Annotated in this window: 14 protein-coding genes and 1 pseudogene; 6 read left to right on the top strand and 9 right to left on the bottom strand. The window is 66.7% G+C overall.

The window, feature by feature from the left end:
- Positions 1 to 28: 28 nt before the first annotated feature.
- From pssA to ACFJIX_RS15770, 4 genes are all read right to left on the bottom strand, one after another.
- Positions 29 to 877 carry a CDP-diacylglycerol--serine O-phosphatidyltransferase gene (gene pssA, locus ACFJIX_RS15785; RefSeq protein WP_377152558.1) on the bottom strand — a complete coding sequence of 283 codons (849 nt, stop codon included), beginning with the start codon at positions 875 to 877 and terminating at the stop codon, positions 29 to 31.
- A 92-nt stretch (positions 878 to 969) separates the two neighbouring features.
- Entirely contained in the window at positions 970 to 1,986 is a 1,017-nt protein-coding gene (gene ilvC / locus ACFJIX_RS15780; RefSeq protein WP_377152555.1) for a ketol-acid reductoisomerase, read from the bottom strand.
- 51 nt (positions 1,987 to 2,037) lie between these two features.
- Positions 2,038 to 2,529: an acetolactate synthase small subunit gene (gene ilvN, locus ACFJIX_RS15775; RefSeq protein ID WP_377152552.1), complete on the bottom strand. Its 492-nt coding sequence runs from the start codon at positions 2,527 to 2,529 to the stop codon at positions 2,038 to 2,040.
- Positions 2,530 to 2,551: 22 nt separating this feature from the next.
- Positions 2,552 to 4,501 (bottom strand): acetolactate synthase 3 catalytic subunit, encoded by a 1,950-nt coding sequence (locus ACFJIX_RS15770; RefSeq protein WP_377152550.1) that lies wholly within the window; start codon positions 4,499 to 4,501, stop codon positions 2,552 to 2,554.
- Positions 4,502 to 4,771: 270 nt separating this feature from the next.
- Here ACFJIX_RS15770 and ACFJIX_RS15765 point away from each other — a divergent pair, with 270 nt between their 5' ends.
- The 5 genes from ACFJIX_RS15765 to ACFJIX_RS15745 all read left to right on the top strand — a co-directional run bounded on the left by ACFJIX_RS15765 (position 4,772) and on the right by ACFJIX_RS15745 (position 7,689).
- Complete coding sequence (locus ACFJIX_RS15765; RefSeq protein ID WP_067275679.1) at positions 4,772 to 5,338, top strand: RNA polymerase sigma factor; 567 nt, start codon at positions 4,772 to 4,774, stop codon at positions 5,336 to 5,338.
- Positions 5,335 to 5,853, top strand: coding sequence for a DUF3619 family protein (locus ACFJIX_RS15760; protein ID WP_377152547.1), 519 nt, complete (start codon positions 5,335 to 5,337; stop codon positions 5,851 to 5,853). The genes ACFJIX_RS15765 and ACFJIX_RS15760 overlap by 4 nt, the downstream gene beginning before the upstream one ends.
- Before the next feature lie 142 nt (positions 5,854 to 5,995).
- Complete coding sequence (locus ACFJIX_RS15755) at positions 5,996 to 6,724, top strand: DUF3106 domain-containing protein (protein WP_377152545.1); 729 nt, start codon at positions 5,996 to 5,998, stop codon at positions 6,722 to 6,724.
- A gap of 9 nt (positions 6,725 to 6,733) precedes the next feature.
- On the top strand, positions 6,734 to 7,285 hold the full coding sequence (locus tag ACFJIX_RS15750; RefSeq protein WP_377152543.1) for an RDD family protein: 552 nt from the start codon (positions 6,734 to 6,736) through the stop codon (positions 7,283 to 7,285).
- Positions 7,286 to 7,311: 26 nt separating this feature from the next.
- Positions 7,312 to 7,689 (top strand): diacylglycerol kinase, encoded by a 378-nt coding sequence (locus tag ACFJIX_RS15745; RefSeq protein WP_377152541.1) that lies wholly within the window; start codon positions 7,312 to 7,314, stop codon positions 7,687 to 7,689.
- A gap of 112 nt (positions 7,690 to 7,801) precedes the next feature.
- On the opposite strand, the gene ACFJIX_RS15740 is transcribed toward ACFJIX_RS15745, so the two are convergent.
- On the bottom strand, positions 7,802 to 8,161 hold the full coding sequence (locus ACFJIX_RS15740) for a P-II family nitrogen regulator (RefSeq protein ID WP_377161802.1): 360 nt from the start codon (positions 8,159 to 8,161) through the stop codon (positions 7,802 to 7,804).
- Between the two features lie 45 nt (positions 8,162 to 8,206).
- A pseudogene (locus tag ACFJIX_RS15735) lies at positions 8,207 to 10,216 on the bottom strand (NAD(+) synthase).
- A gap of 153 nt (positions 10,217 to 10,369) precedes the next feature.
- Between ACFJIX_RS15735 and ACFJIX_RS15730 the strand changes: the two are divergent.
- Positions 10,370 to 11,590: a GNAT family N-acetyltransferase gene (locus ACFJIX_RS15730; protein WP_377152539.1), complete on the top strand. Its 1,221-nt coding sequence runs from the start codon at positions 10,370 to 10,372 to the stop codon at positions 11,588 to 11,590.
- 25 nt (positions 11,591 to 11,615) lie between these two features.
- Here the strand turns inward: ACFJIX_RS15730 and ACFJIX_RS15725 are convergent, their stop codons facing one another.
- The 3 genes from ACFJIX_RS15725 to ACFJIX_RS15715 form a co-directional block, all read right to left on the bottom strand.
- Positions 11,616 to 12,293 (bottom strand): glycosyltransferase, encoded by a 678-nt coding sequence (locus ACFJIX_RS15725; protein ID WP_377152537.1) that lies wholly within the window; start codon positions 12,291 to 12,293, stop codon positions 11,616 to 11,618.
- 788 nt (positions 12,294 to 13,081) lie between these two features.
- Positions 13,082 to 13,621 (bottom strand): inorganic diphosphatase, encoded by a 540-nt coding sequence (gene ppa / locus ACFJIX_RS15720; RefSeq protein ID WP_331614326.1) that lies wholly within the window; start codon positions 13,619 to 13,621, stop codon positions 13,082 to 13,084.
- A 136-nt stretch (positions 13,622 to 13,757) separates the two neighbouring features.
- Positions 13,758 to 14,711 carry a 2-hydroxyacid dehydrogenase gene (locus tag ACFJIX_RS15715; protein ID WP_377152533.1) on the bottom strand — a complete coding sequence of 318 codons (954 nt, stop codon included), beginning with the start codon at positions 14,709 to 14,711 and terminating at the stop codon, positions 13,758 to 13,760.
- Between the last annotated feature and the right edge of the window lie 40 nt (positions 14,712 to 14,751).

The following is a 14,751-nucleotide window of genomic DNA, read 5'->3' as shown; positions in this document are numbered from 1 at the left end:
GGGCGAATCACCGAGCCGCAAGCATTCGCTATCGGTGAAGGCCCGCTTCATCAGGCTCGTCGGTCGACATCGCGATGACGCTTGCCGGTTTGCCCTTGGCGCGCCGGACCGCATAGACGACATAGCCCGAGATGCCGTACGCGCAGAAGACGCCGAACAGCACGCGCGGTGGGTCGATGTTGATCGCCGCGATGGCCAGCATGATCACGACCAGCACGATGAAGGGCACCGAACGCTTGAAGGTGATGTCCTTGAAGCTGTAGAACGGCGCGTTGGTCACCATCGTCAGGCCGGCGTAGAGCGTGAAACCGAAGGCGAGCCACGCCAGCGTTGGATCCCGGTGGATATCCTTGTAGCCAGAGCTGTCGAGCGCCCAGATCAGACTCATCACCAATGCCGCCGCGGCCGGGCTGGGCACGCCCTGGAAGAAGCGCCGGTCCACGACCGCGATGTTGGTATTGAAACGCGCCAAGCGCAGCGCTGCTCCGGCGATGTAGACGAAGGCCGCGAACCAGCCCCACTTGCCCAGGCCCTGCAGCGCCCAGGAATACATGATCAGCGCCGGCGCCGCGCCGAAGGAGACCATGTCGGACAGCGAGTCCATCTGCTCGCCGAAGGTGCTCTGCGTGTTGGTCATGCGGGCCACGCGGCCGTCCAGACTGTCGAGCACCATCGCGGCGAAGATGCCGTAGACGGACTGCTCGAAGCGGCCGCCGATGCCCATCACGATCGCGTAGAAGCCGCTGAACAGCGCCGCCAGCGTGAAGAGGTTGGGCAGCAGGTAGATGCCCTTGTGGCGTGGGCGCTGCGGGGCGTCGAGGCTGTCCGCCTCGTCCTCGTCGAGCAGGTCCACGTTCTTGTTTTCGGTCGAATTCATGGGGCCGGAGGATAACCCAGCGCATCAACGGAAAAGGCCGCGCGGTGCGACCCGCGCGGCCTTCTGGACTGATCTGACGCGATCTGCGTGGATCAGTTCTTGGACTTGTCGACCAGCTTGTTGGCCTTGATCCACGGCATCATCGCGCGCAGTTGCTCGCCGACCTGCTCGATCGGGTGCTCGGCGGTCAGGCGGCGGCGGCTGATCAGCGTCGGGGCGCCGGCCTTGTTCTCCAGGATGAAGGACTTGGCGTACTCGCCGGTCTGGATGTCCTTCAGGCACTGGCGCATCGCGTCCTTGGTGGCCGCAGTCACCACGCGCGGACCGGTCACGTACTCGCCGTACTCCGCATTGTTGGAGATCGAATAGTTCATGTTGGCGATGCCGCCTTCATAGATCAGGTCGACGATCAGCTTCAGTTCGTGCAGGCACTCGAAGTAGGCCATTTCCGGCGCGTAACCGGCTTCGGTCAGCGTCTCGAAGCCCGCCTTGATCAGTTCGACGGCGCCGCCGCACAGCACGGCCTGTTCGCCAAACAGGTCGGTCTCGGTCTCCTCGCGGAACGAAGTCTGGATGATGCCGGCCTTGCCGCCACCGTTCGCGGCCGCGTAGCTCAGGGCCAGGTCGCGCGCCTTGCCGGTCTTGTCGGCGTAGACGGCGATCAGGTGCGGCACGCCGCCGCCCTGCTTGTAGGTGTTGCGCACCGTGTGGCCCGGGGCCTTCGGGCGACCATCCACACGTCCAGGTCCTCGCGCGGCTGCACCTGGCCGTAGTGGACGTTGAAGCCGTGAGCGAAGGCCAGCGACGCGCCCCTGCTTGATGTTGGGCTCGACTTCCTTCTTGTAGACGTCGGCGATCTGTTCGTCGGGCAGCAGGATCATGACCACGTCGGCAGCCTTCACCGCGTCGGCGATCTCGGCGACCTTCAGGCCAGCGCCTTCAGCCTTGGCCCAGGACGCGCCGCCGCGGCGCAGACCCACGGTGACCTTCACGCCGCTCTCGTTCAGGTTCTGGGCATGGGCGTGGCCTTGTGAGCCGTAGCCGATGATGGTGACGTTCTTGCCCTTGATCAGGCTGAGGTCGGCGTCCTTGTCGTAATACACGTTCATGGTGGTCTCTCCGGGGAAAACAGGTCAGGGGTTGTTCAGTGAAGGATGCGCTCAGACGCGCAGGATGCGTTCGCCGCGGCCGATGCCGCTGGTGCCGGTACGCACCGTCTCGAGGATCGCGCTGCGGTCGATCGCGTCGATGAAGGCGTCGAGCTTGCCGGCATCGCCGGTCAGCTCGATCGTGTAGGTCTTCTCGGTGACGTCGATGACGTGGCCACGGAAGATGTCGGCGGTGCGCTTGAGTTCCTCGCGCTCCTTGCCGACGGCGCGCACCTTGATCAGCATGAGCTCGCGCTCGATGCAGCGGCCCTCGGTCAGGTCGACGACCTTGACGACCTCGATCAGCCGGTTCAGGTGCTTGGTGATCTGCTCGATCACGTCATCGCTGCCGCTGGTGACGATGGTCATCCGCGACAGCGACGGGTCTTCCGTCGGCGCCACGGTCAGGCTCTCGATGTTGTAGCCCCGGGCGGAGAACAGCGCGACGACGCGCGACAGCGCACCCGGCTCGTTCTCGATGAGCAAAGCAATGATGTGTTTCATGAAGTCTCGTCCTTCGCGCTCTTCAGACCGCCGGCGGTAACCGGTCGGCCCTTGGCCACGCTCTTCGATCTAGGAAATCAGGTCGGTTCACCCTGAGCGATTCGGACCGTCCGCCGCCGGCCGCGACGCGCGCGGTAACGCGCGTCTCGCCGGACAGCTTCAGGCCGTCACCGGTCTCAGAGGTCCTCGGACCCAGCAGCATCTCGGAGATGCCCTTGCCCGCCTGGACCATCGGCCAGACGTTCTCGGTCGGATCGGTGCGCACGTCGATGAAGACGGTGCGGTCCTTCAACCGCATCGCCTCCCGCAGCGCGGGCTCCACGTCCGAGGGCTTCTCCACCAGCAGGCCCACGTGTCCGTAGGCCTCGGCCAGCTTGACGAAGTCCGGCAGCGCATCCATGTAGCTGTGCGAGTAACGCTTGCCGTAGTCGAGCTCCTGCCACTGCCGCACCATGCCGAGGTAGCGGTTGTTCAGCGAGACCACCTTCACAGGCGTCTTGTACTGCTGGCAGGTGGACAACTCCTGGATGTTCATCTGGATGCTGCCCTCGCCGGTGATGCAGAACACATCCGACTCGGGCTTCGCGAGCTTGATGCCCATCGCATACGGCAGGCCCACGCCCATCGTGCCCAGGCCGCCGGAATTGATCCAGCGACGCGGCTCGTTGAAGCGCAGGAACTGGGCGGCCCACATCTGGTGCTGGCCGACATCCGACGTGAAGTAGGCGTCGCGGTCGCGGGTCAGGTTCCACAGCGTCTCGAGGACGTACTGCGGCTTGATGACCTCGTTGGACTGCTTGTAGGCCAGGCAGTCGCGCTTGCGCCAGTCGTTGATCTGGCTCCACCAGGCGTTGATCGAGTCGGCGTCAGGTCTTGCCTGCGCTTCCTTGATCTGCGCGATCAGTTCCTGCAGCACGTCCTTGACGTCGCCGACGATCGGGATGTCCACGCGCACGCGCTTGGAGATCGACGACGGATCGATGTCGATGTGGATGATCTTGCGATCGACCGACGAGAAGTGCTTCGGGTTGCCGATCACGCGGTCGTCGAAGCGTGCACCGACGGCCAGCAGCACGTCGCAGTGCTGCATCGTCATGTTCGCTTCGTAGGTCCCATGCATGCCCAGCATGCCGAGGAAGCGTGGATCGCTGCCAGGCATCGCGCCCAGGCCCATCAGCGTGTTCGTGCAGGGATAGCCCAGCAGGTCCACCAGTTGGCGCAACTCTGCCGTGGCCTCGCCCAGGATCACGCCGCCGCCGGTGTAGATGTAGGGGCGTTTGGCACCCATCAGCAGTTGGACCGCCTTGCGGATCTGCCCGCTGTGGCCCTTCTTCACCGGGTTGTAGGAGCGCATCTCGACACGCTCCGGGTAGTGGAACGCAGTGCGATTGAGCGAGACGTCCTTCGGGATGTCCACCACGACCGGACCGGGACGGCCCGTGCGCGCGATGTGGAAAGCCTTCTTCAGCGTCGTCGCGAGGTCGCGCACGTCCTTGACCAGGAAGTTGTGCTTCACGATCGGGCGTGTGATGCCGACGGTGTCGCATTCCTGGAAGGCGTCGAGGCCGATGGCGGGCGTCGGGACCTGACCGGTGATGATCACCATCGGGATCGAGTCCATGTACGCCGTCGCGATGCCGGTGATCGCATTCGTGACGCCGGGACCCGAGGTCACCAGCGCAACGCCGACTTCGCCGGTCGCCCGGGCATAGCCGTCGGCGGCATGCACGGCAGCCTGCTCATGACGTACCAGCACATGCTGGATGGCGTCCTGCTTGTAGAGCGCGTCGTAGATGTAGAGGACGGCACCGCCTGGATAGCCCCAGAGGAACTTCACGCCTTCGGCCTGAAGACTCTGAACCAGGATTTCGGAGCCATTCAGTTCCTGACCGGAACTGACGGAATGGGGGTGCGGTTGTGAGCGAGCTTCTGTGATCGCTGCACGTTTGATGTCCGCGGCAGACATGTCCATATGTCGAACCTCTGAGTTTTTTCTCTGACGAAAAACCATCGGTGCTTCTCCTCGCGCTCTTGTGAAGCGGACTTGAAACGTCGCGTCAAAAACAGGGGCGCCCCGGTTGGGCGGCCTACTTGAGACAGAAAATGCGGTGTGCGAGCCGCCGATTATGCATGCAAACCCGCACATGTCTGGATTCGATCGCAGTCTGTAGCGCTGATGCGATAATCCGCGCCGTTTTGCCCGCTCGACCGCCCTAGACCCGCCCTCTGACGGCGCCAGCCCTTGGCCACAGACAAAGAACTCAACGACTTTCTCAAAACCGCCGATCGACGCGCCTTCAAGCGCACGGTCTACATGGTTCGAGACGAGGACGCCGCGCTGGACATCGTCCAGGACGCCATGATCCGGTTGGCCGAGAAGTATTTCGACCGCCCGGCGGCGGAGCTGCCGCTGCTGTTCCAGCGCATCCTGTCCAACGCCACGATGGACTGGTTCCGGCGGCAGAAGGTGCGCAACGCGCTGTTCAGCAACCTGTCGGACTTCGAAGGCGCCGATCCCGGCGACGACTTCGACCTGCTGGAATCGCTGGAGACGCGGGAAGGATCGATGGGCGCGCTGTCGGCCGCGGACGAGGTCTCGCGCGTTCAGGTGCTGGCCGCGATCGAACAGGAAGTTGCAGCGTTGCCGGCACGTCAACGGGAAGCCTTCCTCCTGCGTTACTGGGAGGAACTCGACGTCGCCGAAACAGCAGCGGTCATGGGTTGCTCGGAGGGCAGCGTGAAGACACACTGCTCCCGCGCCGTGCATGCGCTGGCCAAAACGCTGAAAGCCAAGGGAATCTCGCTATGAAGAAGAACACGCCAGGAACGCCGCTGCCGCTCGAGGCGGACGCGCGCGTGACCCGTTTCGGACTCCGGGTGGCCGCGGGCCTGACCGAGCACAGCGAGACCTTGTCCGGTGACATCCAGGAACGACTGCGCTTCGCGCGTGAGCAGGCGCTCGCCAAGGCGATGGCGGCACGCGCCGCGGCCCCTGCACAGACCGCCTCCGATATCCGCCAGGTGGGCGGCGGCGCGCTGGCCCTGGGCGGCGGCGAGAAGACCCCGCGCTGGAGAAAGGCCGCGACCCTGCTGCCGCTGGCGCTGCTGCTGGGTGGCCTGCTGCTGATCCAGCACAGCCAATGGTACGAGCAGATCCGCAGCGCGGCCGAACTCGACACCGAGATGCTCTCCAAGCCGCTGCCGCCGGCGGCGTATAGCGATCCTGGCTTCCGCGAATACCTGAACGAGGATCAGACCGACCCCAACAACCCGAACGGGGCCGCCGACGGCGAGAAGTCCGACGAAGCCAAATCGTCGCAGTGAGGCGGTGCGTGGTCAGTTCCTTCCGTTTTCTCCCGTTCGCGAGGGGTGATCTGAGCGTTTCCCTGATCCTTCCACATCGCGCCGTCAGGTTCACCGCCTGAGTTCGGCAGCCGTCTGCGGCATGCTCGCGTTCAGCGCCGCGATGGCTTCGGCCCAAGACACCGCCGCTTCCGCGCCGGTCGAGGGAGCCACCTCGGTCGTCTCGCCCGCACCGCGCGCCTCGTCGCCAGTCAGACCCGTCTCGCCGACGGTCACGCCCGGCGCACTGACCAGCAGCCAGAACTGGGCCTCTCTGAGCGCGTCGCAGAAGGAGGCACTGGCCCCGCTGTCCAAGGAATGGGATCAGCTCGACGGTGCCCGCAAGGGCAAGTGGCTGGAAATCGCCGCCCGTTATCCGACGCTGCCCGCTGAGCACCAGCAACGTCTGCGCGAACGCATGGTCGAATGGACCAGGATGTCGCCAGCGGAGCGCCAGCGCGCTCGCATCGGCTATCAGCACGCGAACGAACTCCGCGCGCCAGAACAGGAAACCAGACTGCGCGAGAAGTGGGACGCCTACCAGGCGCTGCCACCTGAGAAGCGCCAACGCCTGGTGGAGCGCGCCGCGGAGAAGGCCTCGGCGGCCGGCCGTGACGCCCCCCCGACACCCAATCGCGCGAAGGCGCCGATCCAGCGCACGCCGCTGACCGCGACGACTGGCCCGACGATCGTCCAGGCCCTGCCCGGCGCCACCACGGTGCTGATGACGCAGCGCGCCGAGCCGCCGCTGCCCGGCGCCAGCGCCGCGCCCGGACGGCCGATCCGCTCGCCGCGCGATGCGAAGCTCGACCCGGACACGCTGCTCCCCCGGCGCGACGGAGCCAGCCGCTAAACTGGCCGGATGACCTCCGCCCCCGCCGCCGGCAAAGACACACCGCCGGGCCTGATGCGCCGCCTCGCCGCCTTCATCTACGAAGGCGTCGTCCTGTTCGGCGTCGTGTTCATCGCCGGCTGGCTCTACTCGACACTCACCCAGCAGCGCAATGCGCTGGTCGGTCAGCATGGCCTGCAAGCCTTCCTGTTCCTGGTGCTGGGCATCTATTTCATCTGGTTCTGGTCGCGCGGCGGCCAGACCGTAGCAATGCGGGCCTGGCACCTGCGCGTCGTCGACGCGAACGGCCGCCCGCTCACGCAAGCCCGCGCCACGGCCCGCTACCTGGCCGCCTGGCTCTGGTTCCTGCCGGCGCTGGCCAGCGTGCACCTGCTGGGCCTGGACCGCAGCACCGGGGCGATCTTCGGCGCGATGTTCGCCGGCATCGCCGGATACCTGCTGCTGGCCCGACTCCATCCGCAGCGGCAGTTCCTGCACGACGTGATCTGCGGCACCCGCCTGATCACGCAGTTGCCGCCGCCTCGACCAAAGAAGTCCGCCGCACTGCCGGCTGACTCCTGATTCTTCTGATCTCCCGCCCCCCGACGATGAGCAACCCCCACAAGGGCCGCACCGGCCTGGATCGCATCCTGCACGCCGCCGGTTACTCCTGGGCCGGTCTGCGCGCCGCCTACCGCGGCGAAAGCGCCTTCCGCCAGGAGACCTGGCTGACGATCATCGGCCTCCCGCTCGCGTTCTGGGTCGGAAGGGACTGGGTGCAGGTCGCGCTGCTGGCCGGCTCGCTGATCCTGGTGCTGATCGTCGAGTTGCTGAACTCGGCGGTCGAAGCGGTCGTGGACCGCGTGTCGTTCGAGCTGCACGACCTCAGCAAGCGGGCCAAGGACATCGCCAGCGCCGCCGTGCTGCTGTCGCTGGTGCTGGCCGGGGGCACCTGGGCGGCGGCCATCTGGCAACACCTGCGCTGACGCGCTCGAGCGCCCTGGGCCTGAGGTCTCCCTGGGTGCCTGAATGACAAAGGGCGGACGCCAACTCGGCGCCCGCCCTTCCTGTTTCTGGTGACCCGTCGGGGTCGCGCGGTCAGACCGCCGCTTCGTCCTGTTCGCCGGTGCGGATGCGGATGACCTGCTCCACGGCGGTGACGAAGATCTTGCCGTCGCCGATCTTGCCGGTCTTGGCGGCCTTCAGGATGGCGTCGATGGAGCGCTCGACCTCGTCGTCCTTCACGACGACCTCGACCTTGACCTTTGGCAGGAAGTCGACCACGTACTCGGCGCCACGGTACAACTCGGTGTGGCCCTTCTGGCGGCCGAAACCCTTCACTTCCGTGACCGTCAGGCCGGACGCGCCGACCTCGGCCAGCGCTTCGCGCACTTCGTCGAGCTTGAACGGTTTGATGATGGCGGTGATCTGTTCATCACGGGGCTCCGAAAGGGGGATTGGCGGGCAGGACTGGCTGTGATTTAAGCACGGATCGCAACGACGTCAGTCCGGAATGCGGTCGAGTTCGGCGAGCCACACGGCGGGCTCCGAATCGCTCGGCGCACGCCAGTCGCCGCGCGGCGAGAGCGACCCGCCACTGCCCACCTTCGGCCCATTGGGCACGCAGCTGCGCTTGAACTGGCTGCCGCGGAAGAAGCGGCTCACGAAGATCCGCAGCACGCGCTTGATTTCGGCGAGCGGGTACTCGTTGCGCTGGACGTGCTCGCCGTCGGGCCACTCGCCGCGCGCCTTGTCGCCCCAGGCGTGGCGCGCCAGGAACGCGATCTTGGCCGGTGAATAGCCATGGCGGATCGTGTAGAACAGGTTGAAGTCCTGCAGCTCGTAACGGCCGATCTTGTCTTCGGTGCTCTGGAGGCCGGAGCCCTCCACGCGCGCATCCTGCGGCACGAGTTCGGGACTGATCTCCGTGTTCAGGATGTCGAGCAGCACTTCCTGCCCCGCGTGGCCGAGCTGCGCCGTCTCCGCGACCCAGCGCACCAAGTACTGGATCAGCGTCTTCGGCACCGAAGCGTTCACGTTGTAGTGCGACATGTGGTCGCCGACGCCGTAGGTGCACCAGCCCAACGCGAGCTCGCTCGAGATCGCCGGTGCCGAGCACGAGCGCCCCGGTGTGATTGGCCAGGCGGAACAGGTGGCTGGTGCGCTCGCCGGCCTGGACGTTCTCGAAGGTCACGTCGTAGACCGGCTCGCCGGCGGCATACGGATGCCCAAGGTCCTTGAGCATCTGCTCGCAGCTCGGACGGATGTCGATCTCGCGCGCCTCGCAGCCGATTTCCCGCATCAGGCGCAGCGCCTGGTCACGCGTGCGTGTGCCCGTGGCGAAGCCCGGCATCGTGATGCCGAGGATGTTCGTCCGCGGCCAACCCATCTGGTCCATCGCTCGCGCGGCGACCAGCAACGCGTGCGTCGAGTCCAGCCCGCCCGAGATGCCGATCACCAGCTTGTGGATGCCACTGGACACCAATCGCTGCACGAGCGCCTGGACCTGGATCTGGAAGACCTCGTTGCAGCGCTCGTCGCGACGTTGGCGGTCCGACGGCACGTAGGGAAGCGCTCGATGCGCCGTCGCAGCGGCAGCGCTTGGGCGCGGTCCAGTCCCAGCTCGAACTCGACCGTGCGGAAGGCCTTCAACAACGGTGCATGCTGCCGCACCGAATCACCGAAGCTCGTCTGCCGCATCCGCTCGCGCGACAGCCGCTCGAGGTCCACATCGGCCGACACGAACTGTGAGCGACGCTGGAAGCGCTCGCTCTCGGCAAGGAAACTGCCGTTTTCATAGACCAGTGCCTGGCCGTCCCAGGCGAGATCGGTGCTGGATTCACCGGCGCCCGCCGAGGTGTAGACGTAGGCCGCCAGGCAGCGCGCCGACTGCTGGCCGACAAGCTGATGGCGATAGCTTGATTTGCCGACCGTGATGTTGGAGGCCGACAGGTTCACGAGCACGGTCGCGCCGGCCAGCGCGGCGTAGGACGACGGCGGGATCGGCGTCCAGACGTCCTCGCAGATCTCGACATGCAGACGCAGCAGCGGCTGGTCGGTCGCCGCAACGACCAGCCGCGTCCCGAAGGCCACGCGTTGGCCGAGCAAGGTGATCTCCTCGGAGATCGCCTCGTCGGCGGCGTTGAACTGGCGCGCCTCGTAGAACTCGCCGTAGTCGGGCAGGTAAGTCTTGGGCAGCACGGCCAGCAGCCGGCCGCGCTGGAACACGACGGCGCAGTTGAACAGTCGATGCTCGATGCGCAGCGGAAGGCCGACGATCGCGACGGTGGGCAGGTCGCGGGACACGGTCAGCAGATGCGCCAGCGCCGCCTCGCAGCCGTCGAGCAGCGGACGCTGATGGAAGAGATCGTCGCTGGTGTACGCGGCCAGACCGAGCTCGGGGAACGCCGCGACCGCGGCACCGTCTGCGGCGGCCTCGCGCAGCAGCTGCGCGGTCTGCTCGCCGTTGAAGCCCGGATCGGCCACGCGGCACAACGGGATGCCGACGGCGATGCGGGCGAAGTCGTGGGTGTAGAGGTTGTCGAAGGACGGCGCGGCGGAAGGGAACGTCGTTGCGCCAGTCGGGTGGAAGTCGTCGTCGCTTGCATGGGAAGCATCCTGCCATCAAAGCGAAGGGTTTGAGCTTGCGCCTAAGATTTGCCGCGCATGACTGCCCCGCCCTCGCCTCCTCCCTCCGCCGACGTGCCGGAACACGACGTCGCCCAGCCGCTGATCCGCGTCGACGACGATCCCGCCGCACTGCCCCGCGATCAATGGAACGCCCTGCTCGCCGCATCGCCGCTGCCCTCGCCGTTCATGAAGCTCGAGTACCTGAGCGCGATGCACGCGTCCGGCTCCGCGGTGCCGAAGAAGGGATGGCAGGCACAGTTCCTCAGCGTGTGGGACGGCGACGAACTGATCGCCGCCTGCCCGGCCTATCTGAAGGGCCACTCGTACGGTGAATATGTGTTCGACTGGGCCTGGGCCGATGCCTACGAACGGCACGGGCTCGCGTACTACCCCAAGCTGCTGGTCGCCGTGCCGTTCACGCCGGTGCCGGGCAGCCGGCTGCTGGCGAAGGACGACGCCGCGCGCGAATGGCTCGTGAAGGCGCTGAAGGCACTGACGGCGCGCTCGGAGCTCTCGTCGGTGCACGTCCTGTTCGGCGACGAGCAAGACCAACGGGCATTGACGGGCGACGATTGGCTCGCGCGGCAACAGGTGCAGTTCCACTGGACCGGTGACGGCGTGCCGCGTCCGTTCGCGGAGTACCTCGCGACGCTGCAACGCGAGAAGCGCAAGAAGATCCAGCAGGAGCAGCGCAAGGTCGTCGAGGCCGGCGTCCGTTTCGAGGCGCTGCGCGGTGCCGCGATCACGGTGGAGGACTGGGATTTCTTCTACGAGTGCTACACGCTGACCTACCTCGCGCATCGCAACAAGCCTTACCTGACGCGCGACTTCTTCGCACGGATGGCGACGGACCTGCCTGAGCACTGGCTGATGTTCATCGCGCGGGATGCCCAGGGCGAGCGCGTGGCCGCGTCGCTGGTGGCGATCGACGAGTCGCAGCGCGCGGCGTACGGGCGCTACTGGGGCTCGACGCGCTACATCCCCAACCTGCACTTCGACGCGTGCTACTACCAGCCGCTGGCCTGGTGCCTGGAGAACGGATGGCGCCGCTTCGAAGGCGGCGCGCAAGGGGAACACAAGATGGCCCGCGGCCTGATGCCGGTGGCGACGTACTCGGCGCACTGGCTGGCGCATCCGCAGTTCCGCGAGGCGGTCGCGGACTTCCTGGCCCGCGAGGGTGAGGCGATGGGCGAGTACATCGACGAACTCGAACGGCATCAGCCGTTCAAGGCCGCGGGGCCGGGCGACGCCGCCTGACAGGGACGGACGCGACTGGCCGCGTTCAGCTCGTCGTCGTCGATGTCACCAGGCGCGGCTGCGTGCGCACGGCTTCGCCCGCATGTTCGCGGAAGAGCTTGGCCAGCTTGGTCGCGGCATCGTCGACGTCATGCCGCGCGAGCACGCGCACGCGCGCCGCTTCGCCCATGCGCTGGAGTTCGGCATCGTCGAGCTGCAGGCAATCGATCATGGCCTGCGCCAGCGGCTGCGGATCGCCGGCCGGCACCAGCCAGCCGTTCTCCGGCCGGACCAGTTCAGGGATCGCCGCGATCGCGGTGCTGATCACCGGACGGCTCAAGGCCATCGACTCCATCACCACCACCGGCAGGCCTTCCGCGAAGCTCGACACGACGAGCGCCCGCGACGCCAGCATCTCCTCGCGCACCTGGTCGCTGCTGATCCAGCCCGTGATGCGCACGCGGTCGCGCAGGCGCAGCGCGTCGATGCGCGCCTCGACCGGCTCACGCAGTTCGCCGTCGCCGGCCAGCACCAGTTCGAAATCGATGCCCTTCGCGGCCACCAGCGCGGCTGCTTCCAGCATCAACAGGTGACCCTTCTGCTCGCACAGCCGACCGACGGCCAGCAGGCGGCGGCCGCTCGCCGGCGCGGCCGGCGTGGCATGGAACGCCGGCTCGACACCGCAAGGCACGATCGGCACCTTGGACCAGTGCGAGTGATCCACCCACCGGTAGATCTGACTGCGGCAGAACGACGAGATCGCCACGACGAACCGCGAGCGGCGGGATCTTCTCGCCCAGATGCAGCATCTCGGGCCGGTCGAACTCCTCGGAGCCGTGGCAGGTGAAGCTGTAGCCCGGACCGCCCAGCGCCTCGATCAGCGCGGCGACCTCGGTCGCATTCGTCCCGAAGTGCGCGTGCACATGGTTCACGCCTTCGGCGCGCGAGCAACGGCACGGCCAGGCAGGCTTCCGCCAGATAGATGAAGTGCACCGGCAGCGGCCGGTCGGCGCGACGTCCCAGCTTGAAGGTCAACGCCAGCGCGGACAGGAACTTCGCCGGCGAGGTCAGCGCCTGGCGCGCCATCGCCTTCAGCAGCGGACCGACACCGCCGCGCAGGAGGTAGTGGGTGCGCGACTTCTCGTCCTGGTCGGTGGGATCGGGGGCGGCATCGTCCCAGCCGCGGACGGCCAGCCGCATCACGTCGACGCCCTGCTGCTCCAGCGCCAGGATCTCCCGGCGGATGAAGGTGTGGCTGACCTTGGGATAGTGATTGAGCAGGTAGGCGACTTTCACGTGACGATACTTCCGTGGTGAGGTCGCCCATTTTGGTGCCGCACGCACCAGCACACAACGTCAATCCCCAAAGCGGGGACATCTCAGTTGTAACGCACCGTCATGGCATCGTGTTTGCCACGCGGACATTCTTGCGGTCAGAAATGAAAAAGCGCCCACATGGGGCGCTTGTCGTACTGCAGCGAGCCTTGTAGGCCCGGCGTTCCAGTCCAGCGATCAGGCCTGCTGGGCCTTCGCGTAATTGGCCATGCCGTCGGTGATTTCCTTCTTGGCGGCTTCCGGGCCTTCCCAGCCCTTGACCTTCACCCACTTGCCGGCTTCGAGGTCCTTGTAGTGCTCGAAGAAGTGCTGGATCGCCTTGAGGCGCATCTGGTTGATGTCCTCGGGCTTGGTCCAGTGCTCGTAGATCGGCAGGATCTTGGTGGTCGGCACGGCCAGCAGCTTGGCGTCGCCGCCGGCTTCGTCGTCCATCTGCAGCACGCCGATGGCGCGGCAGGTCACCACCACGCCCGGGGTCAGCGGGAAGGGCGTGATCACCAGCACGTCGACCGGATCGCCGTCGTCAGCCAGCGTCTGGGGGACGTAGCCGTAGTTGCACGGGTAATGCATCGCCGTCGTCATGAAGCGGTCGACGAACAGCGCGCCGCTTTCCTTGTCGACCTCGTACTTGATCGGGTCGGCGTTCATCGGGATCTCGATGACGACGTTGAACTGCTCGGGCGCCTTCGCGCCAGGGGTGACTTTGTGCAGGCTCATGGTGGTGGACAGCGGTGAAAGCGGGGGAATCCGGAGGGTTCCGGAAAAGCAGCAATTCTAGAGGGTCGCCTGAACCGGCCCTGACGCCCTCCTCCGTCACGGGGATTCGTCATCCCTCGCCATCCCGCCGCCAAGCTCAGGTCGTCAGGCTGTGCGCCGGCCGTTCGCCGGCCAGCGCCTGCGCCAGGCTCTCCAACACCATGCGGCCCATCGCGGCGCGCGTCTCCTCGGTCGCGCTGGCGCGATGCGCCTGCAGCACGACGTTGTCCAGGTCCAGCAAGGCCGGCGGCACGTTGGGTTCATCGGCGAAGACATCCAGGCCCGCGCCCGCGATGCGCTTCTCCTGCAGCGCCTTCACGAGATCGGACTCCTTCACCAGACGGCCGCGCGCGACGTTGATCAGGAATCCGCGCGGACCGATCGCATCGAGCACCGTCGCGTCGATCAGATCGCGCGCCTTGTCGGCCGCAGCGCAGACGATCAGCGCATCGCTGTCGCGGGCGAGTTGCACGAGGTCCGCCTCGAAGGCCCACGGCGCGCCGGCGATCTCCTTCAGGTCGGTGTAGCGCACCGGACAGCCGAAGGCGCCGACGCGCTCCGCCACCGCGCGGCCGACCCGACCGAGACCCACGATGCCCACGCGCATCCCGCTCACGCGACGCGCCAACGGGATCGCATTCGGCTGCGGGAACTTGGGCCACAGGCCGCCGCGCACGAAGCGGTCGACCGACGCGACGTTGCGGGCGGTCGCCAGCAGCAGCGCCAGCGCCATGTCGGCGACGTCCTCGGTCAGCGCGCCGAAGGTGCCGGTCACCGGCAACCTGCGCGAGCGGGCGTACTCGATGTCCACGGCGTCCGTGCCGACGCCGTTCACGGCGACCACCTCGAGCGCAGGCAGCCGCTCCATCATCGACCGCGAGATGCCCGTGTGCCCGCCGGTGATCACGCCGCGCATGGCAGCGCCGTGCGTGGCGATGTACGCGTCCGGATCGGCCTGCTCGAACAGCCGGTGCATCGTGTACAGCGCGTCCAGTTGCGCATTGATCGCGGGCACGAGGATGGGATTGAGTTGCAGGATGTTCGGCTTCATGGCGTTCTCTACTTCAGGAGGGTCGGAAAGGATGCGGGCA

This window comes from Roseateles sp. UC29_93, from assembly GCF_042695725.1.
GTDB lineage: Bacteria > Pseudomonadota > Gammaproteobacteria > Burkholderiales > Burkholderiaceae_C > Roseateles > Roseateles noduli_A.
Note: the sequence above shows the minus strand (reverse complement) of the source record. Positions and strands in the feature narration are given on the sequence as shown.